This window comes from Vibrio toranzoniae, from assembly GCF_024347655.1.
In the GTDB taxonomy this organism is placed as follows: Bacteria; Pseudomonadota; Gammaproteobacteria; order Enterobacterales; family Vibrionaceae; genus Vibrio; species Vibrio toranzoniae.
Genome location: NZ_AP025514.1, coordinates 2,938,018 through 2,962,221 on the forward strand (window position 1 = coordinate 2,938,018; position 24,204 = coordinate 2,962,221).

A 24,204-nucleotide genomic window follows, 5' to 3' on the forward strand; every position below is an offset into this window, starting at 1 on the left:
TTACATTGTAGGGATTAGGTACTGAATCTCAGAAAGCCGATACTTCATGTATCGGCTTTTTCTTTTCCCCTTGCATTTTATAAAGAGGCAAACAAATTATAAAAAGACAAACAAAGGGTTGTTTTTAAAATTTCATTTGATAATAATTATCATTAACATCCAATAAAGAGATGCAAATGATGATGAAAGAACAGCAGGGTCTCTATTCGAGGTTTTACAAAGCACAAGATCGCTTTGCTTCATTAGAACAAGTTCAAGGCCACGAGCCGTTTGTGATTCGAGACTACATCGAGTGTGCGCTTACGCTTTCTACTTATTATGAAAGGCATGCCACCCAAGAAAATACCTTGCTATGTGAACTGTACCTGCGCCAAGTGTTCTTCCATTTAATTGAAGCAATCGAATCACCAGGTCGCAGTTTCACCTTTCGTCATATCTGCCTAGACTCTATTCACGCGCCACTATTTTATTTAAAACGCCATTATTGCCAGCAACCACAGGGCCAAGCGCGTTTTTTGAATCTCAGCCAAATACTACAACAAGTCCAAGCGCCACTTGGCTAATAAGGATAGAAGATGACCCAAAAATTTCGGATTGAAAAAGACAGCATGGGCGAAGTTAAAGTCCCTGCTGATGCGCTATACCAAGCACAGACTCAACGTGCTGCGGATAACTTCGCTTTTAGCTCACACAAGATGCCAACCAGCTTTATTCAAGCACTGGCATTCATTAAGCAGGCCGCCGCTGACACCAGCGCTCAGTTAGGTTTATTGGAAGGTGATATTGCCAACGCGATAGCCGAAGCCAGCCAAGAGATCATCGAGGGTAAACACCTCGAGCAATTTCCTATTGATGTCTATCAGACGGGCTCTGGCACCAGCTCCAACATGAATGCCAATGAAGTGATTGCGACACTCGCTTCAAGAAGCCTGCAAGGCGACGTGAACCCCAATGATCACGTAAACATGGGGCAAAGCAGTAATGACGTGGTGCCAACCGCAATCCAAGTCAGTGTCGCTCTGATGGCAGAAAATAAGTTGTTGCCGGCATTAACCCACCTTTCTGCAGCGCTTGCTGTAAAACAACATGAGCTTGCTAAGGTAGTCAAAACTGGCCGTACCCACCTAATGGATGCGATGCCGATAACCTTTGCTCAAGAGCTTGGTGGTTGGAAGTATCAGATAGAACACGCCAAGCAAGCGATTGAAAGCAGCTTGCCAGCAATCAAGGCACTTGCTCAAGGTGGCACAGCGGTAGGTACAGGGATCAATGCTGAGCCACGCTTTGCCGATAAGTTTGCGATCAATCTTTCTCAATCGACAAAGATCAGTTTTACCTCAAGTGAAAACTTCTTTTTTAACCTCAGCAGCCAAGATGCGATCGTAGCATTCTCTGGTCAGCTTAAAACGGCAGCCGTTGCGATCATGAAGATCTCAAACGATCTTCGCTGGATGAACTCAGGGCCACTGGCCGGCTTGGGTGAAATTGAATTGCAGGCACTACAGCCGGGCTCATCTATCATGCCGGGTAAAGTGAACCCTGTGATTCCAGAAGCCGCAGCAATGGCGGCGGCGCAAGTGATTGGTAACGACACCACCATCACTGTCGCAGGCCAATCGGGCAACTTCCAACTGAATGTGATGCTGCCTGTGATTGCTCATAACGTATTAGAAAGTATTGAGCTGCTAGCAAACAGTTCCGTCGCATTAGCTGATAAAGCGATTGCAACCTTCACGGTACGACAAGACAACCTTGATTTAGCGCTTTCAAAGAACCCAATTCTCGTCACGGCACTTAACCCTGTGATTGGTTACTTGAAGGCGGCTGATATTGCTAAAAAGGCTTACAAAGAAGGATTACCGATCCTTGATGTCGCCGAAAGAGAAACTGATCTTAGCCGAGAAGAACTCAGCAAGCTGCTTGACCCAACCACACTGACGCAGGGTGGTATTGCCGGCTAGTTAGCAAGCTGACAGGCATTTGCTGAAACTCGCTTAAATAGCAGAGACAAAAAAAGGCCTCATACGAGGCCTTTTTCACATCTTGGATGTTAATTTCATTAACTCACACGATTCAATACCGCTCTGAGTTTGAGCGGCTTCACAGGCTTAGCGATAAAACTAAAGCTGTTAGCCTTTATGGCTGCCAACATATCATCGGTTCTATCGGCACTGATGATGACGCCTTCAAAAGAATCTCCAAGGCGTAGACGACACTGTTGCAACACTTCCAGACCCGTTCGATCATTATCGAGACGATAATCCGAGAAGATCACATCTGGCTGCCAATCATTCTCTAGGCACTTCAAACTTTCGACTAAGTCGACAGCGGTCTTCACTTCACACCCCCAACGGCCTATCAAGTTCTCCATGCCAACTAAGATTTCTCGTTCATTATCGACACATAGTATTTTTAGGTGTTCGATATCGCTAGTGGCCATTGGCGCTGAAACTTGAATAGCCGGAGCCACCTTTTCTGCTCTCGCTAAGGTAATAGAAAAAACGCTGCCTTGCCCCGGCCATGAGCGCATCGATATTTGATGGCCGAGTACTTGAGCAATACCTTTAGAGATAGCTAACCCTAAACCCAAACCTTGATCGGCGCGCACTTGGCTACCACGAGTAAACTCTTCAAAGATTTCTTGCTGTTTATCTTCATCAATACCGGTTCCATTATCCCATACATCGATTCGAACCTGACCGTTAATTCGTTTCGCTCCGAGTATCACTTTACCTTCTGGGTTATAACGAAATGCATTGCTCAAAAAATTCTGAATAACACGCCTTAATAACTTCGGATCAGAGTGAATAAATAGCGACGATGGGACCATCTTAAACTCAATGTTCTGCTGCGTGGCTAGGGCGCTAAACTCGGCATTCAAATTGGCTAGTACATCACGCACTGCGATCGCGTGGATGTTGGTTTCTAATTTCCCCGATTCCAATCGAGAGATATCCAGCAGGTCACCAATCAGATCTTCCGCGGCTCCGAGTGCACTCTCGATATGGGACGAAAGCTGCTTCACTTCTTGATCTTTTGCCATCTCCGAAAGTGACGAAGCAAACAAGCGTGCCGCATTCAATGGCTGCATCAAATCGTGGCTTACTGCCGCGAGAAAACGACTCTTAGATTGAGATTCTTGATCAGAGATCTGTGTCGCCTTGACCAAGCGATGGTTAAGTTTTTCTAATTCTTGAGTTCGCTCGTGTACTCGCCACTCTAAGGTTTCATTAGCATCTTTTAGCGCTTGTTCTGCTTGTCTGAATACCGTGATGTCGGTAAAGCTCATCACAAAACCACCACTTGGCATCGGATTACCTTGCACTTCAATGACTCGTCCATCGGGGCGAATACGTGAAGAGGTATGTCGAGTACCTTGTTCAAGGTGATAGACACGACGTCGAACGTGATCTTCTGGGTCACCCGGGCCACATAGACCTTGCTGCGCATTGTGACGAATCACATCTGAAATGGGTCGGCCAACTTGAATCAAGCCTGCAGGGAATTCAAACAGTTCTAAATAACGTTGATTCCACGCCACCAACCTCATTTGTTTATCGATCACTGCGATACCTTGGCCAATATGTTCAATCGCACCTTGCAATAAGCCACGGCTGAAATCGTACAGCTCAGAGGCTTCATCAACGATAGTCGCGACCTCTTCAAGCTGCATGTTTCTTCCGCGCAAAGCCGAAGTAAGTACTAACTTAGCAGAAGAAGCGCCGAACACCCCAGCGAGTACGCGCTCTGCATGTCGGATCAGGCTTGCTGGTGCTTGTTGGTTAGGAAGCAGCGGCTGTCCGTGTTGCTGCCAATAACTGTGTAAGGCACTTTTCGCACGCTTTCGGCCCACAAAACGCGACGCCAACATCTCTAATTCAGCCACCGTCACGCGGCTCTGATACAGACTGATGTTCTCATTTTCAGGTAACGGTGTGCCAATAAAAGTGGCTGATTGCAAGCGCTCACTTAGGCTTGGTCTGGTCGATATCGAGACCACCGAGTAGCACAAGGTATTGAGTAAAATGCTCATCACAATTCCCCAGTTTGAGCTGCTGACACCCCAACTAATCAGCAGTTCAGGGGGCGTGATGATCCACAGTAGTAAGTTACTTTCACTATCGCCAGCCAGCATACTGGTTTGACTCATCAGGGTAATAAGCCAGATCACCGATCCGACGAGCAACCCCACATAAACCCCCTTTCGATTTCCGGGGCGCCAATACAAACCACCAATTAATGCTGGAGCAAACTGAGCAATAGCCGCAAACGAAAGAAACCCGATCGCTGACAGTGAATGAATGGTATCGAGTGCCTGATAAAACGCCCACGCACCAAGTAAAAGCAATAGGATTAATCCGCGACGAATCACCAACAACAAACCAGAAAAATGCTTATGCGTTCTCTGAGTTAGGCGCATACGACGCAACAACAACGGCATCACTAAATCATTCGACACCATGATCGCTAATGCGATAGTCGATACGATCACCATCCCACTCGCAGCTGATGTGCCGCCCAGAAAAGCGAGCAAAGCAACGTGGTTCGCTCCCACCGCCATTGGCACACTTATCACATAGGTATCTGCTGGCATGTTGGTGAGTAACCCCTGACCGGCCCAGGCAATGGGTAGTACAAACAACCCCATCAAGATCAAGTAAACCGGAAATAACCAACGTGCTGTGTGTAAATCCTGAGGGCGTTCGTTCTCCACAACCATGGTATGAAACTGACGCGGTAAACAAACAATCGCCAACATGGTCAAAACGGTATGAATGACTAAGGTAGGAATATTGGGGGATTCATACGTGGATGCAGCAACATCAAGCAAGTCAATTTTATCGTGACTCATCGCCAGATAAATAATAAACAAGCCGACAATCAAGAATGCCGCAAGCTTAACAATAGATTCAAACGCCACAGCCATCATCATACCGCGGTGATGTTCTGTGTTATCGATGTGCCGGGTACCAAACAGCATGGTAAAAATGGCCAATGCACCGACCACAAACCAAGAAACGTGATAGTCCTGATAGCCAAAATCAGTGGCTAGGTTTGGCGCAACAATATCCAATCCCATGGTAATGCCACGAAGTTGCAGTGCGATATAAGGAAGGATACCCACCACAGCAATAATGGTGACAGCAACGGCTAAGCCTTGAGATTTTCCGTAGCGAGCCGCGATAAAGTCGGCAATAGAAGTGATGTGCTCGCGCTTCGCAATAAGGATCAGCCGAGCTAAGATCCGCCACCCCAACGTAAACACTAAAATGGGGGCGAGATAGATAGGAAGAAAAGACCAAGGATTATCACTCGCCTGCCCGACCGTTCCATAAAACGTCCAAGAGGTACAATACACCGCAATGGAGAGACTATAAATCCATGGGCGCCAACGCGAAAGCCAACGCACCTGTCGGTCTCCATACCAAGCGATCAGAAATAACACGCCCAAATAGGCTAAAGAGACTGGAATTACTATCCATCCTTGCATTAACAACCCTTTTTCATCCATAAAAAAACCTCTCCATAAGGGAGAGGTTTCATTTAACTAAGGATGCACCATTAACTCAATCGCATCACTTAAATTCTGTGCTTTGGGCTTTAATAATGTACTTCGCCACTAACTTTTTGCTTCAGATTGTTCAGACCCAATTTGATTAACTTCAACAACCGAGCTTCTTTCATCAAGCTTAATAAATAACGCAAGAGCCCCCATCGCAGCCATACCCCAGAAAATATTAGCCCCCCATAACTCATAGCCCCAGCCACTCAACGTTGTCATTAGAGCAATAAACGCCCCCAATGGAATGGCGTTATAAAGCGCTTGTAAAGCCACCATTTTGTTTTGCTCTTCAGACTGAATGTACTGAATCGCCGCAATATGAGCCATTGCGAATGTCACGCCGTGCAACAGTTGAACCAAAATCAAAGCACCAATTGCCGTAGTCGATGCCGTAATTCCCCAACGAGCCATCACCCCTATTGCCGCGACCACAAAAAGAGTGCGCAGTGACCAACCAGAAAATAAGCGCTTACTTAAAGCAAACACAGCCACCTCTGCAACAACACCTAGGCTCCACAAATAACCGATGATCGCCTCTGAGTGCCCTGCTTCTTTCCAATAAATCGCACTAAAGCTGTAATAAGCCGCATGGCTACCTTGCAACAACGCCATCAAGGCTAAGAATTTCACCACTGACGACTCACGTAGTAACTCTCCTAACTTCGGTCGCACCGTTTGTTGCTCAGATTGCGTGACTGGCATCACGTTAGGGCTTCTCATCGCCAACACCAGTGACAACAACACGCCCGCAAGTGCTGTATACAAAATCATGTCTGTACCAAATTCAGCAACCAGATAGCCAACCACTGTAGAGCCCGCGATAAAGGCAATCGAACCCCATAATCGAGTACGCCCGTAATCAAGCATTTTTAGGCGGCTGTAATGATTCGCCATGGCGTCAGACAACGGAATAATTGGGCCACAACATAGATTGAATAATACCGTGGCTAGCAACATCAGCAGAAAGCTGCCACCGGTGAAGAAGTGGAAACCGACAAACAAGAGCGCGGCAAAACTCAGACAACGCAGAGCTGGCATTAAGTGCTCCACTTTATGGATGCGCGGCGTAATCACTAGGTTTGCAACACAACGCGTCGCAAAGCCGATACCAATTAAAACCCCAATATCACCAGCCGAGACGCCTTGATCTTCAAACCACAACGCCCAAAATGGCAAATAAACACCATAGGCAAAAAAGAAACCAAGGAAATACTGGGAAATCCAACCATAAGGTGAAGGGCTAAACATAAATAACCTATAAAGTGTATGGAAAAAGGCAGCACCAATTATGCCTATCTCGCATACAATGAAAAAGGGAATTATTACTAAGATAGCGTTCCCATATTGACTCAACTCGTCACTTCACTCTCCAGCAAAATCATACTTCAACCGAGAACTGCATTTGCGTTTAGACTAAAGTCGTCTGGAGGTTCGCTGGTAATTTGTCAGACTGAAAAGAGATTCCTAATTCTTTCGATGTTTATGCCTGATAAATTTAATATGCAGCACCCACCCTTCGATAGCCTGTCCGATACAGAACAGCTAACGCTGCGATCAGCATTAGATGTGGTTTACTACCGAACACACGAAGTGATATTGGAGGCCGACCGACCAAGTCGTCATTTGCATATTCTTATTAAAGGGGCTGTTGAAGAACGAGCCAGCAGCGATGGGGAAATCTACGCGCACTATGCCAATGACGATATTTTTGATGTCCGTAGCCAGTTTGAGTCTCATACCAAGCACCAATATGTCGCGCTTGAAGATACCTTAAGTTATTTGCTGCCAACCGATGTATTCCTTGAGCTTTACCATGCCAACGGCCAATTTTCGGCTTATTTTGATAGCAACCTATCGACCCGAAAAGCACTGATTGAAGCCGCTCAACAGCAACAGAATCTTGCCGAGTTCATACTGACCAAAGTAGACGACTCTATTTATCACCCACCGCTAATATTGGAACCAACCCAGCCGATTAACCAAGTCACTCAAACCCTAAAAGAACAGGGATTAGATTCGGCCTTAGTCCACCTAGATCATCAACTCAATACTTTTGGAACATCATCTATTTTCCCGTATGCCATCGTCACTCGGACCAATTTATTGCATGCTGTGATGCTCGACAATCGCCCGCTCGATAGCGCAGTTGGCGAGATAGCTACTTTCCCAGTGTTGCACGTTAACCAAGGTGACTTCTTGTTCAATGCCATGATTACTATGACCAGAAACAAGGTGAAAAGGCTGATGGTTTGTGATGACCAAAATGCTGTGGGTATGTTGGACATGACGCAGATTCTCAGTGCGTTCTCGACTCACTCGCACGTGCTGACTTTGCGAATCGCGCGAGCCACCAACATTGAAGAATTGGCCATGGCTTCTAACAAACAGCGTCAACTGGTCGAGAGCTTGCTCAGTAACGGGATTCGCACACGCTTTATCATGGAGCTGATTTCTGCTGTTAATGAACAGATCATAGAGAAGGCGTTTGAGTTGGTTATCCCACCCGCATTGCATAATCATTGCTGCTTAATCGTGTTGGGCTCAGAAGGGCGTGGAGAGCAAATTCTCAAAACCGATCAAGACAACGCTCTGATTATTCAAGATGGTTTGGAGTGGCATCAATGCCAAAGTGCCATGAACGACCTCACCCACACATTGCAGCAATTGGGCTATCCACTCTGCCCTGGCAACGTGATGGTCAACAATCCGAAATGGGTACACTCACAGCAAGAATGGAAACACATCCTCACAAGTTGGGTGAAGAAAGCCTCTCCCGATAGCGTGATGGAGGTTGCGATTATGGCGGATGCGCACGCCGTCGCGGGTAATAGAGAATTATTAAAACCGGTGAAACAGCACCTCAGTGATTTAATGCTAGGACAGGAATTAATTCTGACCGAGTTCTGCCGTCCAGCCCTGAACTTTTCAGTTCCCTTGACCCTGTTTGGTAACGTGAAACAGTCCAAATCAGGGCTCGACATCAAACAAGGCGGTATTTTCCCTATCGTGCATGGCATTAGAGCACTCTGTCTTGAACACGGCGTGACCGTAAACAACACCTTTGAGCGCATTGAACAGCTAGTCAGCAAGAATGTACTAGAGCAAAGCACAGCCGATAACCTCGGTGAAGCGCTCAAACAGTTCTTTAAGTGGCGTTTGGCCCAACGACTATCGCAACAGCACAGCAGCAATAAGATCAACATTAAATTGATGGATCGAGCAGACAGAGATTTGCTGCGTCATAGCCTGCATGTCGTTAAAAAGTTCAAGCAATGGCTCGGCTATCACTATCAGATACGGGATTAGACGACTGAACGATGAATAGACTGGTTCGCTATTACTGGCATTACAAGCTCAAAGACTCTCCGTATCAGCCTCTGTTTGCTGCGCCTGTTTTTCATGAATATGTATCACTCGACTGTGAAACCACCAGCCTCGACCCTAATCAGGCGGAATTAGTCACTATTGCCGCGACCAAGATCATCGGTAACCGAATCATTACCAGCCAACCTTTTGAAGTTCGACTACGAGCACCTCAATCGCTCGATTGCAATTCCATAAAAATCCACCGTATTCGCCATCAAGATCTTAAGCACGGCATTGAAGAAAAACAGGCTTTAATCGAGCTACTGAACTTCATCGGTAATAGACCTTTAGTCGGCTATCACATCCGCTATGATAAAAAGATTCTCGACCGCGCCTGTTTAAAACAGCTTGGATTTCCGCTGCCTAACCGATTAGTCGAAGTGAGCCAACTTTATCAAGACACACTCGAAAGACAGCTGCCTAATGCCTATTTCGATCTCAGTATGGACGCCATCTGTCGTCAGCTCGATTTGCCTATCTCCACCAATAAACATGATGCATTACAAGACGCTATCTCTGCTGCACTGATCTTTATTCGTCTAAAACACGGTGCTCTACCTCGCTTCAACTCCTCTTATTCTTAATTCAACTAGTGCATTTCCACATAGAGAGCAATCTCGCAAAAATGAACTTAACTCGCTATTTTGTAAGTAGAAAGCAGCATCTCATCCTAAAGTCTAATTGTGGAAATCATCGTCCTAGCTGAGAGTGATAACACAGACAGTCCTGTAATAGACTTAGAAACTGAACACAAAGGAAGTTGCCAGTTCATTAGGAATGTAGGCACAAGGAGAGATACAATGAGTGAAGCCCACGTTTATCCGGTAAAAGAAAATATTAAATCAACCACACACGCGGATAATGACACTTACCTAGCCATGTACCAGCAATCTGTTTCTGACCCTGAAGGCTTTTGGGGTGAACACGGAAAAATCGTTGATTGGATTAAGCCTTTCACACAAGTAAAAAATACCTCTTTCGACCCTGGCCACATCGACATCCGCTGGTTTGAAGATGGCACGCTTAACGTTTCGGCTAACTGTATCGACCGCCATCTTGCTGAGCGCGGTGATGAAGTCGCTATCATCTGGGAAGGCGATGACCCTGCTGATGATAAAACCCTAACCTTTAACGAACTACACAAAGAAGTGTGCCTGTTTTCAAATGCTCTAAAAGAGCAAGGCGTACGCAAAGGTGATGTGGTTTGTTTATACATGCCAATGGTGCCTGAAGCGGCAGTTGCTATGCTGGCGTGTACCCGTATCGGTGCGGTTCACACGGTAGTATTTGGTGGTTTCTCACCAGAAGCACTGTCTGGTCGTATTATCGATTCAAACTCTAAAGTCGTGATCACTGCCGATGAAGGCGTGCGTGGCGGCCGCGCGGTTCCACTGAAGAAAAATGTTGATGAAGCACTGACGAATCCTGAAGTGAAAAACATCGAGAAGGTTGTCGTATTCAAACGCACTGGCGGTGATGTTGCTTGGCATGAACACCGTGATGTGTGGTGGCATGATGCTATCGCAAACGTATCGGCAGATTGCCCACCAGAAGAGATGAACGCAGAAGACCCACTATTCATCCTTTATACGTCAGGATCTACGGGCAAACCTAAGGGTGTTATGCACACCACAGGTGGCTACCTAGTATATGCAGCAATGACCTTCAAATACGTATTCGACTACCAAGAAGGCGAGACTTTCTGGTGTACTGCGGATGTGGGGTGGATTACCGGCCACACCTACCTTGTTTACGGACCGCTTGCCAATGGTGCAAAAACCATTCTGTTTGAAGGCGTGCCGAACTACCCGAACACTAACCGCATGAGCGAAGTGGTCGATAAGCACCAAGTTAATATTCTTTATACTGCACCAACGGCGATTCGTGCGCTGATGGCGAAAGGTAACGAAGCCGTTGAAGGTACTTCTCGTGACAGCCTAAGAATCATGGGCTCCGTAGGTGAGCCTATCAACCCAGAAGCGTGGGAGTGGTACTACAAAACGATTGGTAATGAGCAATCTCCAATTGTCGATACTTGGTGGCAAACAGAAACGGGCGGCATCTTAATCGCACCACTACCGGGCGCAACCGATCTAAAGCCGGGTTCGGCGACTCGCCCATTCTTCGGTGTGCAACCAGCGCTTGTCGACAACATGGGTAACATCATTGAGGGCGCGACTGACGGCAACCTTGTGATTCTTGACTCTTGGCCAGGCCAAATGCGTACTGTCCATGGCGATCATGATCGTTTTGAACAGACTTACTTCTCTACTTTTAAAGGCATGTACTTTACCAGTGATGGTGCTCGTCGTGATGAAGACGGTTACTACTGGATCACTGGCCGTGTGGATGACGTGCTTAATGTATCTGGTCACCGTATGGGTACCGCTGAGATTGAATCGGCTCTAGTGGCGTTCGACAAAATTGCAGAGGCAGCGATTGTCGGTATTCCTCACGATATTAAAGGCCAAGCCATTTATGCTTATATCACCCTTAATGATGGTGAGTTTCCAACCGCAGAGCTACACAAAGAAGTGAAAGATTGGGTACGTAAAGAGATTGGCCCAATCGCAACACCCGACGTACTGCATTGGACAGACTCTTTGCCAAAAACTCGTTCGGGTAAAATCATGCGTCGTATCCTACGTAAGATAGCCACAGGTGATACGGGTAACTTAGGTGATACTTCGACACTGGCAGATCCTGGTGTGGTAGATAAGCTCATCGCCGAGAAAGCCGAACTGGCATAATCATCAACCAGTCACATCAGCTAATTACTGTTTAAAACAGGTTCATCCTAAACCGTCACCTATGTGGCGGTTTTTTTATGGCTGATCTTGATCTCAAATATCCTGCCCCAAATTAAGGCTAAGGCGCTTTTTTGTTAAGTTGGTAACAATTCCATGTTGTATCAATAGGAGATTAGACCAGTAAATTGCTGCGATTTGCGCTGAATTAGCTATAATCTGGTTCTAATTTTTAAATTTGGGTTTTCCTTACTGGAAATTAACCCCAAATTTTCAATAAAATGGCAACATTCACGTTCGTAATCACGATAAAGGAAGATAGCCCCATAATGTCTACAAAGTTTCGCATTCTAGTTTTAAATGGCCCAAACCTTAACCTGTTAGGCCTTCGAGAACCTGCACATTACGGTTCTCAAACACTTGACCAGATTATTAGCTCATTGACCGAGCAAGCGAAAACACATGATGTTGAGCTATCTCACTTACAGTCAAATCGCGAGTATGAACTGATTGAAGCTATCCATAGTGCTTCTCAAAGCGTTGATTTCATTATTATCAACCCAGCCGCCTTTACACATACCAGTGTGGCACTGCGAGATGCACTACTTGGTGTTGCTATCCCATTTATTGAGGTTCACCTATCGAATGTTCACGCGCGTGAACCATTCCGTCACCACTCTTACCTATCTGATAAAGCAGAAGGTGTGATTTGTGGCTTAGGGGCCCAAGGTTATCAATTTGCTTTGACCGCTGCGCTCAGCAAGCTCAACTCAAAGTAAACATAAACAACGAACTATACTAACCTACTCAGTCATAGAGTAAGTTCAATTAACAGATAAAGAGAAAGATACAATGGATATTCGCAAAATCAAAAAGCTAATCGAATTGGTTGAAGAGTCTGGTATTTCTGAACTAGAAATCTCTGAAGGTGAAGAGTCAGTACGAATCAGTCGTAACAGCACAGCACCTGTAGCACCGGTTCAATATGCAGCAGCTCCTGCACCTGTAGCGGCTCCAGCTCCTGCAGCGGCACCTGTAGCAGTGGAAGCAGCAGCTCCCGCAGCTCCAACTGGTCACCAAGTTCTTTCTCCAATGGTTGGTACTTTCTACGGTGCTCCAAGCCCAGATGCAAAACCATTCGTTAAGGTTGGTCAATCTGTAACGGCTGGCGAAACTCTATGTATCGTTGAAGCAATGAAAATGATGAACCAAATCGAAGCTGATAAGTCTGGTATTGTGACAGCGATTCTAGTTGAAGATGGTCAACCAGTAGAATTCGACCAAGCTCTAGTAATTATCGAATAATAGAGAGCACTCATTATGTTAGATAAATTAGTAATCGCAAACCGTGGTGAGATTGCACTACGTATTCTACGTGCATGTAAAGAACTTGGTATCAAAACGGTAGCGGTTCACTCAACGGCTGACCGCGATCTTAAGCACGTACTTCTTGCAGACGAAACCATCTGTATCGGCCCAGCTCGTGGTATCGATAGCTACCTGAACATTCCTCGTATCATCAGCGCAGCTGAAGTTACAGGTGCTGTTGCTATCCATCCAGGCTACGGTTTCCTATCTGAAAATGCAGATTTTGCAGAGCAGGTAGAGCGCAGTGGTTTTATCTTCGTTGGTCCTAAAGCTGAAACCATTCGTATTATGGGTGACAAAGTGTCAGCTATCACGTCAATGAAGAAAGCAGGCGTACCTTGTGTACCAGGTTCTGACGGTCCTCTTGATAACGACGACGCGAAAAACAAAGCGCATGCTAAGCGCATTGGTTTCCCAGTAATCATCAAGGCATCTGGCGGCGGCGGCGGTCGTGGTATGCGTGTTGTTCGTTCTGAAGCAGAACTAACAGAAGCTATCGCAATGACTCGTGCAGAAGCAAAAGCTTGTTTCAACAACGATATGGTTTACATGGAGAAATTCCTAGAAAACCCACGTCACATTGAAGTACAAGTACTTGCAGATGGCCAAGGCAATGCTATCCACCTCGGTGAGCGTGACTGTTCAATGCAGCGTCGTCACCAGAAAGTTGTGGAAGAAGCACCAGCGCCAGGTATTACTGAAGAGATGCGTAAGTACATCGGCGAACGTTGTACTCGTGCTTGTCTTGAGATTGGTTACCGCGGCGCAGGTACATTTGAATTCCTATACGAGAACGGTGAGTTCTACTTCATCGAAATGAACACTCGTATCCAGGTTGAGCACACGATTACTGAAATGGTAACGGGTATCGATCTAGTGAAAGAGCAACTGCGTATTGCTGCTGGTCAGCCTCTATCATTTACTCAAGATGATATTAAGCTGCGCGGTCACTCAATCGAATGTCGTATCAACGCGGAAGATCCCGTTCGTTTCCTACCTTCACCAGGTAAGATTCAACGTTTCCATGCTCCAGGCGGCATGGGTGTACGTTGGGAATCTCATATCTACAGTGGTTACACAGTGCCACCACACTACGATTCAATGATTGGTAAGCTGATCACTTACGGTGAGAACCGTGATGTTGCTATCGCTCGTATGAAGAACGCATTGGGTGAGATGATTATTGAAGGCATTAACGTTAATACTGAGCTTCAATTGGCTATTATGAACGACGAAAACTTCCAACACGGTGGTGCAAACATCCACTACCTTGAGAAGAAGCTCGGTCTACAATAGAAGCTAGCCTTCAATCATTCGTTCTTAAAAGAACAGGTAAAATGCTCACTTCGGTGGGCATTTTTTGTTTTTAGAGCACTCGAAAAAATCAATCGATAATCCCTTCTATATTCCATGGGGTTTTGGTGAATTTGCTCATATTTTCTGCTAGACTCGCCATCCAATTTTTCTCATATAGAAGATGCAGCCATGCCTTGGATTCAAATCAAGCTTAATGCTACCAATGAAAATGCCGAACAGATCGGCGACATGTTAATGGAAGAGACAGGTGCTCTTTCTGTAACTTTCCTGGATGCACAAGATACCCCTGTATTTGAGCCTCTGCCGGGTGAAACTCGTCTTTGGGGTGATACTGATATCCTCGCGCTTTACGACGCTGAGACTGATACTAGTGTCGTCCTAGCACAGATTAAAGCAAGCAACATGTTCCCAGCAGACTTTGCTCATAAAGTAGAGCAAATTGAAGACAAAGATTGGGAACGTGAATGGATGGACAACTTCCACCCGATGAAGTTTGGTGAGCGTTTATGGATCTGCCCTAGCTGGCGCGATATCCCTGAACCTGACGCAGTAAACGTCATGCTAGACCCAGGTCTTGCATTTGGTACCGGTACTCACCCAACAACGGCATTGTGTCTTGAGTGGCTTGAAGGCTTAGACCTGACAGGCAAAACCGTGATCGACTTCGGTTGTGGTTCAGGTATCCTCGCGATCGCTGCGATCAAACTTGGCGCTGCAAGAGTTATCGGGATCGACATTGATCCTCAAGCTCTGCTGGCTTCAAAAGACAACGCACAGCGCAACGGCGTGGCAGATCAATTAGACGTATTCTTACCGCAAGATCAACCGGAAGGTTTGCTCGCTGACGTTGTGGTTGCCAACATTCTTGCCGGTCCATTACGTGATCTTTCAGGCATCATCAAAGGCTTAGTGAAACCAAATGGTGTGCTAGCAATGTCGGGTGTTTTAGATACACAAGCGGAAGATGTAGCGACTTATTATCGTGATGAGCTTCACATTGATCCGATCATTGAGCAACAAGAATGGTGTCGCATCTCAGGTCGCAAGCAAGGCTAGACAAGACTTTGAGCGCTAATTGACTGATATTTAAACAAATTACAAAAACAAATTGTAAATGCTCAAATATTAGTCTTTTCACGCAGCGAAAAAATGCGTAAAATGCGCGCCCTTGCTGGTACAGAACTGTGATGACATTTTTGAAAATCGGAAATTATCAACTTAAGAACAATCTAATCGTCGCTCCTATGGCTGGCGTAACGGATAGACCATTCCGTGAGTTGTGTCTTCGCTACGGTGCGGGGATGGCAGTCAGTGAAATGATGTCCTCCAATCCGAAAGTTTGGAAAACGTCAAAATCTCAGCAGCGTATGGTACATGAAGGCGAATCGGGCATTCGTTCAGTACAAATCGCTGGTGCAGATCCACAGCTTATGGCCGAGGCTGCTCAATTTAATGTCGATAACGGTGCGCAAATCATCGATATCAACATGGGTTGTCCAGCCAAAAAAGTGAATAAGAAGCTTGCGGGCTCAGCCCTACTACAGCATCCAGAACTCATTGAAGACATTCTGAAAGCGGTGGTAAATGCTGTCAACGTTCCAGTAACGTTGAAAACGCGCACAGGCTGGGATACAGACAATAGAAACTGTGTCCAAATCGCTAAAATAGCCGAAGACTGCGGCATACAAGCTCTTGCCCTCCATGGAAGAACACGCGCTTGTATGTACAAAGGTGAGGCAGAATACAAACACATTAAAGCAGCGAAACAAGCAGTATCTATTCCGGTTATCGCTAACGGTGATATCGATAGCCCGGAAAAAGCGAAGTTTGTGCTGGAGTACACCGGCGCTGATGCTTTAATGATAGGTCGACCTGCCCAAGGGCGCCCTTGGATTTTTAACGAAATCCTACACTATTTGGAAAACGGTACCACGATGGATCCACTCCCGATTTCGGAAGTGAAAGACATCATGCTTGGTCATGTGAACGCTCTACATGAATTTTATGGCGAGTTTTTAGGCCCCCGAATTGCTCGTAAGCATGTGGGTTGGTACCTAAAAGAACATGAACAAGCGAGTGAGTTTCGCCGTACCTTTAACGCATTCGAAGCAGGTGATCTGCAGCTTGAAGCGCTAGAAGGTTTTTTTGATAACGTTGCACCATAATTACGAGAAGAGCTAGACCGAATATGTTCGAACAAAATCTGACTTCAGAAGCATTGACAGTAACTACAGTTACATCACAAGACCAAATCACGCAGAAGCCACTACGTGACTCAGTTAAAGCATCATTGAAAAATTACCTTGCTCAATTAAACGGTCAAGAAGTCAGCGAGTTATACGAATTAGTATTAGCTGAAGTTGAACAGCCACTACTAGACACCATCATGCAGTACACTCGCGGTAATCAAACTCGCGCAGCAACCATGATGGGTATTAACCGCGGTACTCTTCGCAAGAAACTTAAAAAATACGGCATGAACTAATCGTTCTTTCGTAATTTATTAAATTGAAAGCCAAACTCATTGATTGAGTTTGGCTTTTTTTTGGCTTGTCACTTGTGTCATTGAACCCTATGGATGTAAACAGGTGCTAGATCCCACTCCACAGCCACTGTTAGTTGCTACAATGGCCTTTTATCAAGATTGGCTGAGTCCAAGGCGGCCAAAATCGAACAATGGCTCGCATCTTCATCTATGTGGCCACAGCACGCATCATTAATTTTTTTAAGTGCAGTGCGAATCTTAGTTAATTCGGTAATCTTCTCATCGATCATCTCTAGTTTCGCTGTGGTAATCGACTTCACTTCGGCACAACTGTGCTGTGTTGCTTCCAAGCGAATCTCAAGCAATTCTTTAATCTCACCCAAACTCAATCCCAATGCTTTAGATTTGAGAATAAACGTCACCTGTTTCTGGTTATTTTCGTCATACAGGCGATAACCCGACTCACTGCGGCTGGCTGGAGCAATCAATTTATTCTTCTCATAAAATCGCAAGGTATCGGCCGTCACACCGCATCGTTTCGCTAATTCACCGATCTGAAACATGTTTTATCCTACTCTGTCGTCTAATGCACAATTAACCTTATCGTTACTTTTCAGGCTAAAATGGCACTTTTCATAATTAATTTTGAGATGCCAAACGATTGCGCGAGCTTTTTTGTAATAAATTAGTTAGAATCTGCGCCATCAAATTTGGAGTTGGTTATCTTATAGCGTGATCATAAGACTAACCCAAAGGTCTTTACCAAAACTGGCCAATATTTTATCTCTTACTGGTATCTAAGATAATCCACGCTGAGAAGATAGAAACAAGTTCTTTTTTGGCAAATATCTTTATTTTAACCCCATGAATTTGAGGAAGATGGAAGCATGAATAACGCTCGTCCAATTCGCCGCGCTCTCATCAGCGTATCAGACAAAACTGGTATCGTTGAATTTGCACAAGCTCTTGCTAACCGTGGTGTAGATATCTTATCTACTGGTGGCACTGCTCGCCTACTTGCTGAAAAAGGCATCTCTGTTACAGAAGTATCTGACTACACTGGTTTCCCTGAAATGATGGATGGCCGTGTTAAGACTCTACACCCAAAAGTTCATGGTGGTGTTCTAGGCCGTCGTGGTCAAGACGATGACGTGATGGAAACTCACGGTATCAACCCTATCGATATGGTTGTTGTAAACCTATACCCATTCGCAGAAACCGTTGCTAAAGAAGGTTGTACCCTTGCTGACGCCGTTGAAAACATCGACATCGGTGGCCCAACAATGGTTCGCTCTGCTGCGAAAAACCACAAAGACGTAACGATCGTTGTAAACGCACACGACTACGAACGCGTTGTTGCAGAAATGGACGCGAACGAGAAGTCTCTAACCTTAGAGACTCGCTTCGATCTCGCTATCGCAGCATTCGAGCACACCGCTTCTTACGACGGCATGATCGCCAACTACTTCGGCACTATGGTTCCTAGCTACGGCGCGAACAAGGAAGGTGATGAACCTTCTCCTGAAAACAAGAGCAAATTCCCTCGCACGTTCAACCAACAGTTCGAGAAGAAGCAAGACATGCGCTACGGTGAAAACAGCCACCAAGCCGCTGCATTCTACGTTGAAGCAAACCCTGAAGAGGCATCAGTTTCAACGGCTCATCAAATCCAAGGTAAAGCACTTTCTTACAACAACATCGCTGATACTGATGCAGCACTTGAGTGTGTGAAAGAGTTCGACCAGCCAGCATGTGTGATTGTTAAGCACGCTAACCCATGTGGTGTTGCACTAGGTAAAGACATCCTAGAAGCTTACGACCGTGCATTCAAAACAGACCCAACGTCTGCATTTGGCGGCATCATCGCATTCAACCGTGAACTAGACGCAGCTACGGCAACGGCTATCACTGAGCGTCAATTTGTTGAAGTGATCATTGCACCATCAGTTTCTGATGAAGCCGTAGCAATCGTCGCGGCTAAGAAAAACCTTCGCCTACTTGAATGTGGTGAGTGGACAACGAAGACAACTGGTTTTGACGTGAAACGCGTTAACGGTGGCTTGCTCGTTCAAGACCGCGACCAAGGCATGGCTTCTGAAGATGACCTTAAAGTGGTTTCTAAGCGCCAACCAACCGCTGAAGAGCTAAAAGATGCTCTATTCTGCTGGAAAGTAGCGAAATACGTGAAATCTAACGCGATTGTTTACTCGAAAGGCGACATGACGATTGGTGTGGGCGCAGGCCAAATGAGCCGCGTTTACTCTGCGAAAATCGCAGGCATCAAAGCGGCAGACGAAGGTCTGCAAGTTGAAGGTTGTGTGATGGCATCAGATGCATTCTTCCCATTCCGTGACGGTATCGACGCGGCAGCAGAAGCGGGTATCAAGTGTGTTATCCAACCGGGCGGCTCTATGCGTGATGACGAAGTTATCGCAGCAGCAGACGAACACGGCATGGCGATGATCTTTACGGGCATGCGTCACTTCCGCCACTAATTTCCTCTTCGTATTTGGCACTGTGGCATCGTTAGCTGCTTTCGCCCACCCCGGTCACATAGCGAGCTATGCTCCCGGGGATGGGCTCAATTGCTGCCTAGCCACATCACCAACTACTTTGAGCAAAACTTATAATTTTGTTTTTTGAATATTCCGATATTTGAAATACGTAGAGCAAGTCAGTGACTTTAGTTCAAGGAAAACACGCGGAGCTTATGACCATAAGTGAGCATGTTTGACACAGAAATAAAGGCTCTGAAGCAGCTATAAGGATTTTAAAACATGAATGTATTGATTATCGGTGCTGGCGGTCGTGAGCATGCACTTGGCTGGAAAGCAGCACAAAACCCAAACGTTGAAACAGTATTCATTGCTCCAGGTAATGCAGGTACTGCACTTGAGCCGAAACTTGAGAACGTAAACATCGGTGTTGAAGACATCGCAGGTTTAATCGCGTTTGCTCAAGAGAAAAAAATCGAACTGACTATCGTTGGCCCTGAAGCACCATTAGTTATTGGTGTGGTTGACGCATTCCGCGAAGTGGGTCTTCCTATCTTTGGCCCAACTCAAGCAGCAGCACAGCTTGAAGGTTCAAAAGCATTCACTAAAGACTTCCTAGCTCGTCATGACATCCCAACGGGTTACTACGCAAACTTCACTGAGATTGACCCAGCTATCGCTTACGTACGTGAGCAAGGTGCGCCAATCGTAGTAAAAGCTGATGGCCTTGCGGCTGGTAAAGGCGTTATCGTTGCGATGACGCTTGAAGAAGCAGAAGACGCAATCAAAGACATGCTAGCGGGCAACGCATTTGGCGAAGCTGGCAGCCGCGTGGTTATCGAAGAGTTCCTGGAAGGCGAAGAAGCAAGCTTCATCGTAATGGTTGACGGTTCTAGCGTATTGCCAATGGCCACCAGCCAAGATCACAAACGTGTTGGCGACAAAGACACTGGTCCTAATACTGGCGGCATGGGTGCTTACTCTCCAGCGCCAGTCGTGACTCCAGAAATCCATAACCGTATCCTTGAAGAAGTTATCTACCCAACGGTACGTGGTATGGACGCTGAAGGCGCACCTTACACTGGTTTCCTATACGCTGGCCTTATGATCGATGCTGACGACACGCCTAAGGTTATCGAATACAACTGCCGCTTCGGCGATCCAGAAACGCAACCTATCATGATGCGTATGGAGTCAGACCTTGTTGAGCTTTGCCTAATGGCTATCGACGAGAAGCTCGACGAAGCAGAGTCTAAGTGGGATCCTCGCGCTTCTATCGGTGTTGTTCTTGCGGCTGGCGGTTACCCTGCCGACTACGCAAAAGGTGACGTTATTTCACTACCAACAAGCGAAGTTGAAGGCCAAAAGGTATTTCACGCGGGCACCACAAATAACGAAGCTGGCGATGTGGTAACAAACGGTGGCCGCGTACTGTGTGCGACCGCACTAGGGAACACGGTTTCTGAAGCGCAGGAGCGCGCTTACGCGTTAACGAAGCAAGTTAGCTGGAATGGTATGTTCCACCGCAATGACATTGGTTACCGTGCGATTGCGCGTGAGCAAGAGCAGTAATCAATCTTGTTACTCGCTTACTTTCCAATAACAGTAAGCAAATGACAGCAAAAGGCGTCTCGATAGGCGCCTTTTTATTACTCAATCTTTCTAGAAATCTGTATCTGTACAGACAAATCAGCATTTGGCCTACAGTAGACCAAATGCTCTCCATCCTTTGATTGCTTGCTATTCTTTCAACAATGATGGCCTAACAACACAATCATGGCTATCTTCAGCCAGCATCAGTAACTCTTCAACCGTCATTTTACCGAGCGAGTCACTGCCCAGAAATGCCGCATAGCTTTCCACAGACGCCAATCGGTCAACCACGAAATTTGGCAAGGTCTGGTTAAACTCAAAGGTCTCAAACTCACCGCCAGAGCACGTTTCGAAAGAGCTGCCATTCCAGTACCCCTGAATCAATCGAAACCCTTCGTCATATTGTTTCATTGTGGTTTCTAGAGCCGACTTGGCTTCTTTCTGGTAGCCCTCCAACTGCTTAGTTTGAATAGGTAAGATCTTGTTGTTAAGACGATACTGTTGATACACAGCTTCGCCTGACTTATTGAAACGCACATGGACGCGATAAGGAACCAACTCATTCGATGAATTACGCAGTTCGCCCTCACGAATGAACTCACGTAGTACACCTTCCGACCAAGCATAGTCAGTTTGGTACCAGCCATAATCGCCCACAGTGACGTAGTCAGCTGAAGTATGAGGTTGTGTTAGCTTGTTGGTGACCCAGTAGAAACTTGTCGCGTCGCCCATCACTTGGCCGCCGGTGTAGGTTTCAAATTGCTCTAGGTTTTTGCGAGGACTGGTTGAAGAACAGCCAATGAGAAATGTAGATAACAGTGAAACGAGAAGAAATGCTTTTTTCATAAAAACCTGTACCGAGGTGGAATACGACTACCTCGGTACAGTTTAGATTATTTCACTGAATCTTTCAGCGCTTTACCTGCAACAAATGCTGGAACATTTGCAGCAGCGATTTGGATCTCATCACCAGTTTTTGGGTTACGACCAGTGCGAGCTGCGCGGTGGTTTACTTTAAAAGTACCAAAACCAATTAGCTGAACTTGATCGCCATCTTTAAGCGCATCTGTAACACCACCAAGAGTCGCTTCTAGAGCAGCTTTAGCTTGTGCTTTAGAAAGGTCCGCTTTTTCAGCAATAAAGTCGATTAATTGAGTCTTGTTCATTTTAGGTTTCCCTTCTTTGTATTTTTGAATTCAATTCACTCTAAAACATAAATGCCCCATCTGGCAAAGGTTTGTCGTCGATCTTTAGCTCTAATGCCGCAGTTTTAGCCATAATATGAGTAATCACTCACAATTTGTTACTGATTTTATTGAGTAAGCCCTTGTTTAAAAGGGGCTGAGCGCGAAATTAATGATGACCTAACCACTACTTTTTATCTATAATCCACGCTGAATCGCTGACAAAGCGTACAATTTAATTTAAGGGCAAACATGCTGCTGCTAACTATTTACGTCTCCATTGCTATTGGAGTTTCTTTTATTTGTTCTGTTTTGGAAGCTGTACTTTTGAGTATTAGTCCGAGCTACATTGCTCAACTAAAACAAAATGGGCACCCTGCAGCAAAGTCATTAGACAAACTGAAAACAGACATTGACCGTCCACTCGCGTCAATTTTAACGCTCAACACCATTGCACACACTATCGGAGCTGCGACAGCAGGTGCACAAGCAGCGGTTGTTTTTGGTAGCCAATGGCTGGGAGTATTTTCTGCCGTCCTCACTTTGGGTATTTTGGTTTTGTCTGAGATTGTTCCAAAAACAATTGGGGCAACCTATTGGCGCCAACTTGCTCCTGCATCATCAACCGTACTTCGCTGGATGGTGTTCTTCCTAACACCGTTTGTTTGGTTCTCAGAGCAAATTACCAAACGTCTGGCTCGCGGCCATCAGGCGCCCAAAATGCGTGACGAGCTATCTGCAATGGCTATTTTAGCAACAGAAAGTGGTGAGTTTGCTGAAGGCGAATCAAAAATTCTAAGTAACCTACTAGGCATTCAAGATGTACCCGTGACTCAAGTGATGACACCACGCCCAGTCGTGTTTCGTGTCGATGCAGAAATGAATGTGAATACGTTCTTAGAACAACATAAAGACACACCATTCTCACGTCCGCTGGTCTATAGCGAGCAGAGCGACAACATCATTGGTTTTGTTCACCGCTTGGAACTGTTTAAGCTACAGCAAACCGGTTGTGGTGAAAAAGCACTAGGTGATGTGATGCGCCCTATCCATGTATTACTGAACAATATGGGCTTAGCGAAGGCATTTGAGCAAATGATGGCAAACCGTTTGCAACTCTCTTTGGTTGTTGATGAGTACGGTACGATTCAGGGCATCATCACTCTAGAAGACATCTTTGAGCATTTAGTCGGTGAAGAGATCGTTGACGAAGCGGATAAAACGACCGATATGCAAGAATTGGCGTTTCAACGTTGGGAAAAGTGGAAAGAGACACACGGTGTTATCGAAAACCGCGATGAGGAAGAGGAGCTAGAAGAAGCTCTCGCTGACAACGATACCTCTCATTCAAAGCCAGCGGATGATTGCAAAGGACAGAAAGAAGAGAAAAAAGACGCTTAATCTAAACTTGAGATCGTCAGAGACAACAAAGGCTCCTTAGGGAGCCTTTGTTTTTATTCGTACTTTCGAACGATAGCGAATTATAAAGCCACACCAATGTTACTCACTGGGTCTTCACGCAGTTCGTGGCGCAAATCTTTGATAAGCTCTAGGTCACGCTCAGTCGTTTCACGTAGAGGTCTGAAGATGGCCCATTGCACATCCCACTCTTCACACACCGCTTCGTTTTCTTTCTGATTTTCGTTCGTCACTTCTTCAGCGCCCTGCGCAAACTCAAGCTCAGCAACTGTCTTTACTGACTGTTGGCTCACTTTAATCACAGCTTCAAGCATATGTTCACGATCTAGCAAGCCATGAATGAGCGTTGCTAAGCCTTGGCATGCATCCATTGCTGGGTAAACACCATAGAAATCAAAATCATCTGCGCTAGGGAATAGTTCTTCGACTTTCTCTAGTTGGCGTTCAAAGTTCACCTTTGCCGTTTTAACCGTTAAGATTTCCCAAATGCTATCCAAAACATCACGATAGATTCGAGCTTCCGCAAATTCTGTATTCTCACAAAACATGGCATAGTTAGGGTACATACGCTCACATAGACACGCCATAAAGGTAATTTGTTGCCAAGGTTCTAACTTTTCAAGACGAACCTGCAGTGGATTCTGAAGCATAGTCACTCAATAATTGC

At 45.9% G+C, this 24,204-nt stretch carries 20 protein-coding genes; 14 read left to right on the forward strand and 6 right to left on the reverse strand.

The window, feature by feature from the left end:
- Positions 1-176: 176 nt before the first annotated feature.
- Both OCU50_RS13375 and OCU50_RS13380 read left to right on the forward strand, forming a co-directional pair.
- The gene (locus OCU50_RS13375; protein WP_082710361.1) at positions 177-563 is read left to right on the forward strand and encodes a hypothetical protein; all 387 of its coding nucleotides are present in this window, start codon (positions 177-179) and stop codon (positions 561-563) included.
- A gap of 12 nt (positions 564-575) precedes the next feature.
- Positions 576-1,961 carry a class II fumarate hydratase gene (locus OCU50_RS13380; protein WP_060468784.1) on the forward strand — a complete coding sequence of 462 codons (1,386 nt, stop codon included), beginning with the start codon at positions 576-578 and terminating at the stop codon, positions 1,959-1,961.
- A gap of 98 nt (positions 1,962-2,059) precedes the next feature.
- On the opposite strand, the gene OCU50_RS13385 is transcribed toward OCU50_RS13380, so the two are convergent.
- Both OCU50_RS13385 and OCU50_RS13390 read right to left on the reverse strand, forming a co-directional pair.
- Complete coding sequence (locus OCU50_RS13385) at positions 2,060-5,491, reverse strand: hybrid sensor histidine kinase/response regulator (RefSeq protein WP_167346766.1); 3,432 nt, start codon at positions 5,489-5,491, stop codon at positions 2,060-2,062.
- Between the two features lie 129 nt (positions 5,492-5,620).
- The gene (locus OCU50_RS13390; RefSeq protein ID WP_060468786.1) at positions 5,621-6,811 is read right to left on the reverse strand and encodes a 3-phenylpropionate MFS transporter; all 1,191 of its coding nucleotides are present in this window, start codon (positions 6,809-6,811) and stop codon (positions 5,621-5,623) included.
- Positions 6,812-7,039: 228 nt separating this feature from the next.
- Between OCU50_RS13390 and OCU50_RS13395 the strand changes: the two genes are divergently transcribed.
- From OCU50_RS13395 to fis, 9 genes are all read left to right on the forward strand, one after another.
- The gene (locus tag OCU50_RS13395) at positions 7,040-8,869 is read left to right on the forward strand and encodes a DUF294 nucleotidyltransferase-like domain-containing protein (protein WP_060468787.1); all 1,830 of its coding nucleotides are present in this window, start codon (positions 7,040-7,042) and stop codon (positions 8,867-8,869) included.
- Between the two features lie 11 nt (positions 8,870-8,880).
- Complete coding sequence (locus tag OCU50_RS13400) at positions 8,881-9,513, forward strand: 3'-5' exonuclease (protein WP_060468788.1); 633 nt, start codon at positions 8,881-8,883, stop codon at positions 9,511-9,513.
- A gap of 216 nt (positions 9,514-9,729) precedes the next feature.
- Positions 9,730-11,679, forward strand: a complete 1,950-nt coding sequence (gene acs / locus OCU50_RS13405) for an acetate--CoA ligase (protein WP_046225014.1) — start codon at positions 9,730-9,732, stop codon at positions 11,677-11,679.
- A 326-nt stretch (positions 11,680-12,005) separates the two neighbouring features.
- Positions 12,006-12,455: a type II 3-dehydroquinate dehydratase gene (gene aroQ / locus OCU50_RS13410; protein WP_017055898.1), complete on the forward strand. Its 450-nt coding sequence runs from the start codon at positions 12,006-12,008 to the stop codon at positions 12,453-12,455.
- A 73-nt stretch (positions 12,456-12,528) separates the two neighbouring features.
- Positions 12,529-12,981, forward strand: coding sequence for an acetyl-CoA carboxylase biotin carboxyl carrier protein (accB, locus tag OCU50_RS13415; RefSeq protein WP_046225013.1), 453 nt, complete (start codon positions 12,529-12,531; stop codon positions 12,979-12,981).
- Positions 12,982-12,996: 15 nt separating this feature from the next.
- Entirely contained in the window at positions 12,997-14,340 is a 1,344-nt protein-coding gene (gene accC / locus OCU50_RS13420; RefSeq protein ID WP_060468789.1) for an acetyl-CoA carboxylase biotin carboxylase subunit, read from the forward strand.
- 189 nt (positions 14,341-14,529) lie between these two features.
- On the forward strand, positions 14,530-15,417 hold the full coding sequence (prmA, locus tag OCU50_RS13425; protein ID WP_060468790.1) for a 50S ribosomal protein L11 methyltransferase: 888 nt from the start codon (positions 14,530-14,532) through the stop codon (positions 15,415-15,417).
- A 140-nt stretch (positions 15,418-15,557) separates the two neighbouring features.
- Complete coding sequence (dusB, locus tag OCU50_RS13430) at positions 15,558-16,526, forward strand: tRNA dihydrouridine synthase DusB (RefSeq protein ID WP_060468812.1); 969 nt, start codon at positions 15,558-15,560, stop codon at positions 16,524-16,526.
- Between the two features lie 23 nt (positions 16,527-16,549).
- Positions 16,550-16,846 (forward strand): DNA-binding transcriptional regulator Fis, encoded by a 297-nt coding sequence (gene fis / locus OCU50_RS13435; protein ID WP_004729744.1) that lies wholly within the window; start codon positions 16,550-16,552, stop codon positions 16,844-16,846.
- 137 nt (positions 16,847-16,983) lie between these two features.
- On the opposite strand, the gene zntR is transcribed toward fis, so the two are convergent.
- Complete coding sequence (gene zntR, locus OCU50_RS13440; protein WP_060468791.1) at positions 16,984-17,409, reverse strand: Zn(2+)-responsive transcriptional regulator; 426 nt, start codon at positions 17,407-17,409, stop codon at positions 16,984-16,986.
- A 324-nt stretch (positions 17,410-17,733) separates the two neighbouring features.
- On the opposite strand from zntR, the gene purH reads away from it, so the two are divergent.
- Together purH and purD are read left to right on the forward strand one after the other, a co-directional pair.
- On the forward strand, positions 17,734-19,341 hold the full coding sequence (purH, locus tag OCU50_RS13445) for a bifunctional phosphoribosylaminoimidazolecarboxamide formyltransferase/IMP cyclohydrolase (protein ID WP_060468792.1): 1,608 nt from the start codon (positions 17,734-17,736) through the stop codon (positions 19,339-19,341).
- A 282-nt stretch (positions 19,342-19,623) separates the two neighbouring features.
- Positions 19,624-20,913 (forward strand): phosphoribosylamine--glycine ligase, encoded by a 1,290-nt coding sequence (purD, locus tag OCU50_RS13450; protein ID WP_060468793.1) that lies wholly within the window; start codon positions 19,624-19,626, stop codon positions 20,911-20,913.
- Positions 20,914-21,081: 168 nt separating this feature from the next.
- On the opposite strand, the gene OCU50_RS13455 is transcribed toward purD, so the two are convergent.
- Both OCU50_RS13455 and hupA read right to left on the reverse strand, forming a co-directional pair.
- Entirely contained in the window at positions 21,082-21,780 is a 699-nt protein-coding gene (locus tag OCU50_RS13455) for a DUF1481 domain-containing protein (protein WP_060468794.1), read from the reverse strand.
- A gap of 47 nt (positions 21,781-21,827) precedes the next feature.
- Positions 21,828-22,100 (reverse strand): nucleoid-associated protein HU-alpha, encoded by a 273-nt coding sequence (hupA, locus tag OCU50_RS13460; protein ID WP_004729753.1) that lies wholly within the window; start codon positions 22,098-22,100, stop codon positions 21,828-21,830.
- Positions 22,101-22,370: 270 nt separating this feature from the next.
- Between hupA and OCU50_RS13465 the strand changes: the two genes are divergently transcribed.
- A complete protein-coding gene (locus OCU50_RS13465; RefSeq protein WP_060468795.1) occupies positions 22,371-23,519 on the forward strand; it encodes a CNNM domain-containing protein in 1,149 nt (382 codons plus the stop codon).
- 80 nt (positions 23,520-23,599) lie between these two features.
- Here the strand turns inward: OCU50_RS13465 and OCU50_RS13470 are convergent, their stop codons facing one another.
- Positions 23,600-24,187, reverse strand: coding sequence for a YjaG family protein (locus OCU50_RS13470; protein WP_017055908.1), 588 nt, complete (start codon positions 24,185-24,187; stop codon positions 23,600-23,602).
- Positions 24,188-24,204: the final 17 nt, after the last annotated feature.

Excerpts from the sequence above, each read along its gene's own strand:
- OCU50_RS13375 (WP_082710361.1), top strand. The coding sequence starts at position 177 with ATGATGATGAAAGAACAGCAGGGTCTCTATTCGAGGTTTTACAAAGCA.
- OCU50_RS13380 (WP_060468784.1), top strand. The coding sequence starts at position 576 with ATGACCCAAAAATTTCGGATTGAAAAAGACAGCATGGGCGAAGTTAAA.
- OCU50_RS13385 (WP_167346766.1), bottom strand. The coding sequence starts at position 5,491 with ATGCAAGGATGGATAGTAATTCCAGTCTCTTTAGCCTATTTGGGCGTG.
- OCU50_RS13390 (WP_060468786.1), bottom strand. The coding sequence starts at position 6,811 with ATGTTTAGCCCTTCACCTTATGGTTGGATTTCCCAGTATTTCCTTGGT.
- OCU50_RS13395 (WP_060468787.1), top strand. The coding sequence starts at position 7,040 with ATGTTTATGCCTGATAAATTTAATATGCAGCACCCACCCTTCGATAGC.
- OCU50_RS13400 (WP_060468788.1), top strand. The coding sequence starts at position 8,881 with ATGAATAGACTGGTTCGCTATTACTGGCATTACAAGCTCAAAGACTCT.
- acs (WP_046225014.1), top strand. The coding sequence starts at position 9,730 with ATGAGTGAAGCCCACGTTTATCCGGTAAAAGAAAATATTAAATCAACC.
- aroQ (WP_017055898.1), top strand. The coding sequence starts at position 12,006 with ATGTCTACAAAGTTTCGCATTCTAGTTTTAAATGGCCCAAACCTTAAC.
- accB (WP_046225013.1), top strand. The coding sequence starts at position 12,529 with ATGGATATTCGCAAAATCAAAAAGCTAATCGAATTGGTTGAAGAGTCT.
- accC (WP_060468789.1), top strand. The coding sequence starts at position 12,997 with ATGTTAGATAAATTAGTAATCGCAAACCGTGGTGAGATTGCACTACGT.
- prmA (WP_060468790.1), top strand. The coding sequence starts at position 14,530 with ATGCCTTGGATTCAAATCAAGCTTAATGCTACCAATGAAAATGCCGAA.
- fis (WP_004729744.1), top strand. The coding sequence starts at position 16,550 with ATGTTCGAACAAAATCTGACTTCAGAAGCATTGACAGTAACTACAGTT.
- zntR (WP_060468791.1), bottom strand. The coding sequence starts at position 17,409 with ATGTTTCAGATCGGTGAATTAGCGAAACGATGCGGTGTGACGGCCGAT.
- purH (WP_060468792.1), top strand. The coding sequence starts at position 17,734 with ATGAATAACGCTCGTCCAATTCGCCGCGCTCTCATCAGCGTATCAGAC.
- purD (WP_060468793.1), top strand. The coding sequence starts at position 19,624 with ATGAATGTATTGATTATCGGTGCTGGCGGTCGTGAGCATGCACTTGGC.
- OCU50_RS13455 (WP_060468794.1), bottom strand. The coding sequence starts at position 21,780 with ATGAAAAAAGCATTTCTTCTCGTTTCACTGTTATCTACATTTCTCATT.
- hupA (WP_004729753.1), bottom strand. The coding sequence starts at position 22,100 with ATGAACAAGACTCAATTAATCGACTTTATTGCTGAAAAAGCGGACCTT.
- OCU50_RS13465 (WP_060468795.1), top strand. The coding sequence starts at position 22,371 with ATGCTGCTGCTAACTATTTACGTCTCCATTGCTATTGGAGTTTCTTTT.
- OCU50_RS13470 (WP_017055908.1), bottom strand. The coding sequence starts at position 24,187 with ATGCTTCAGAATCCACTGCAGGTTCGTCTTGAAAAGTTAGAACCTTGG.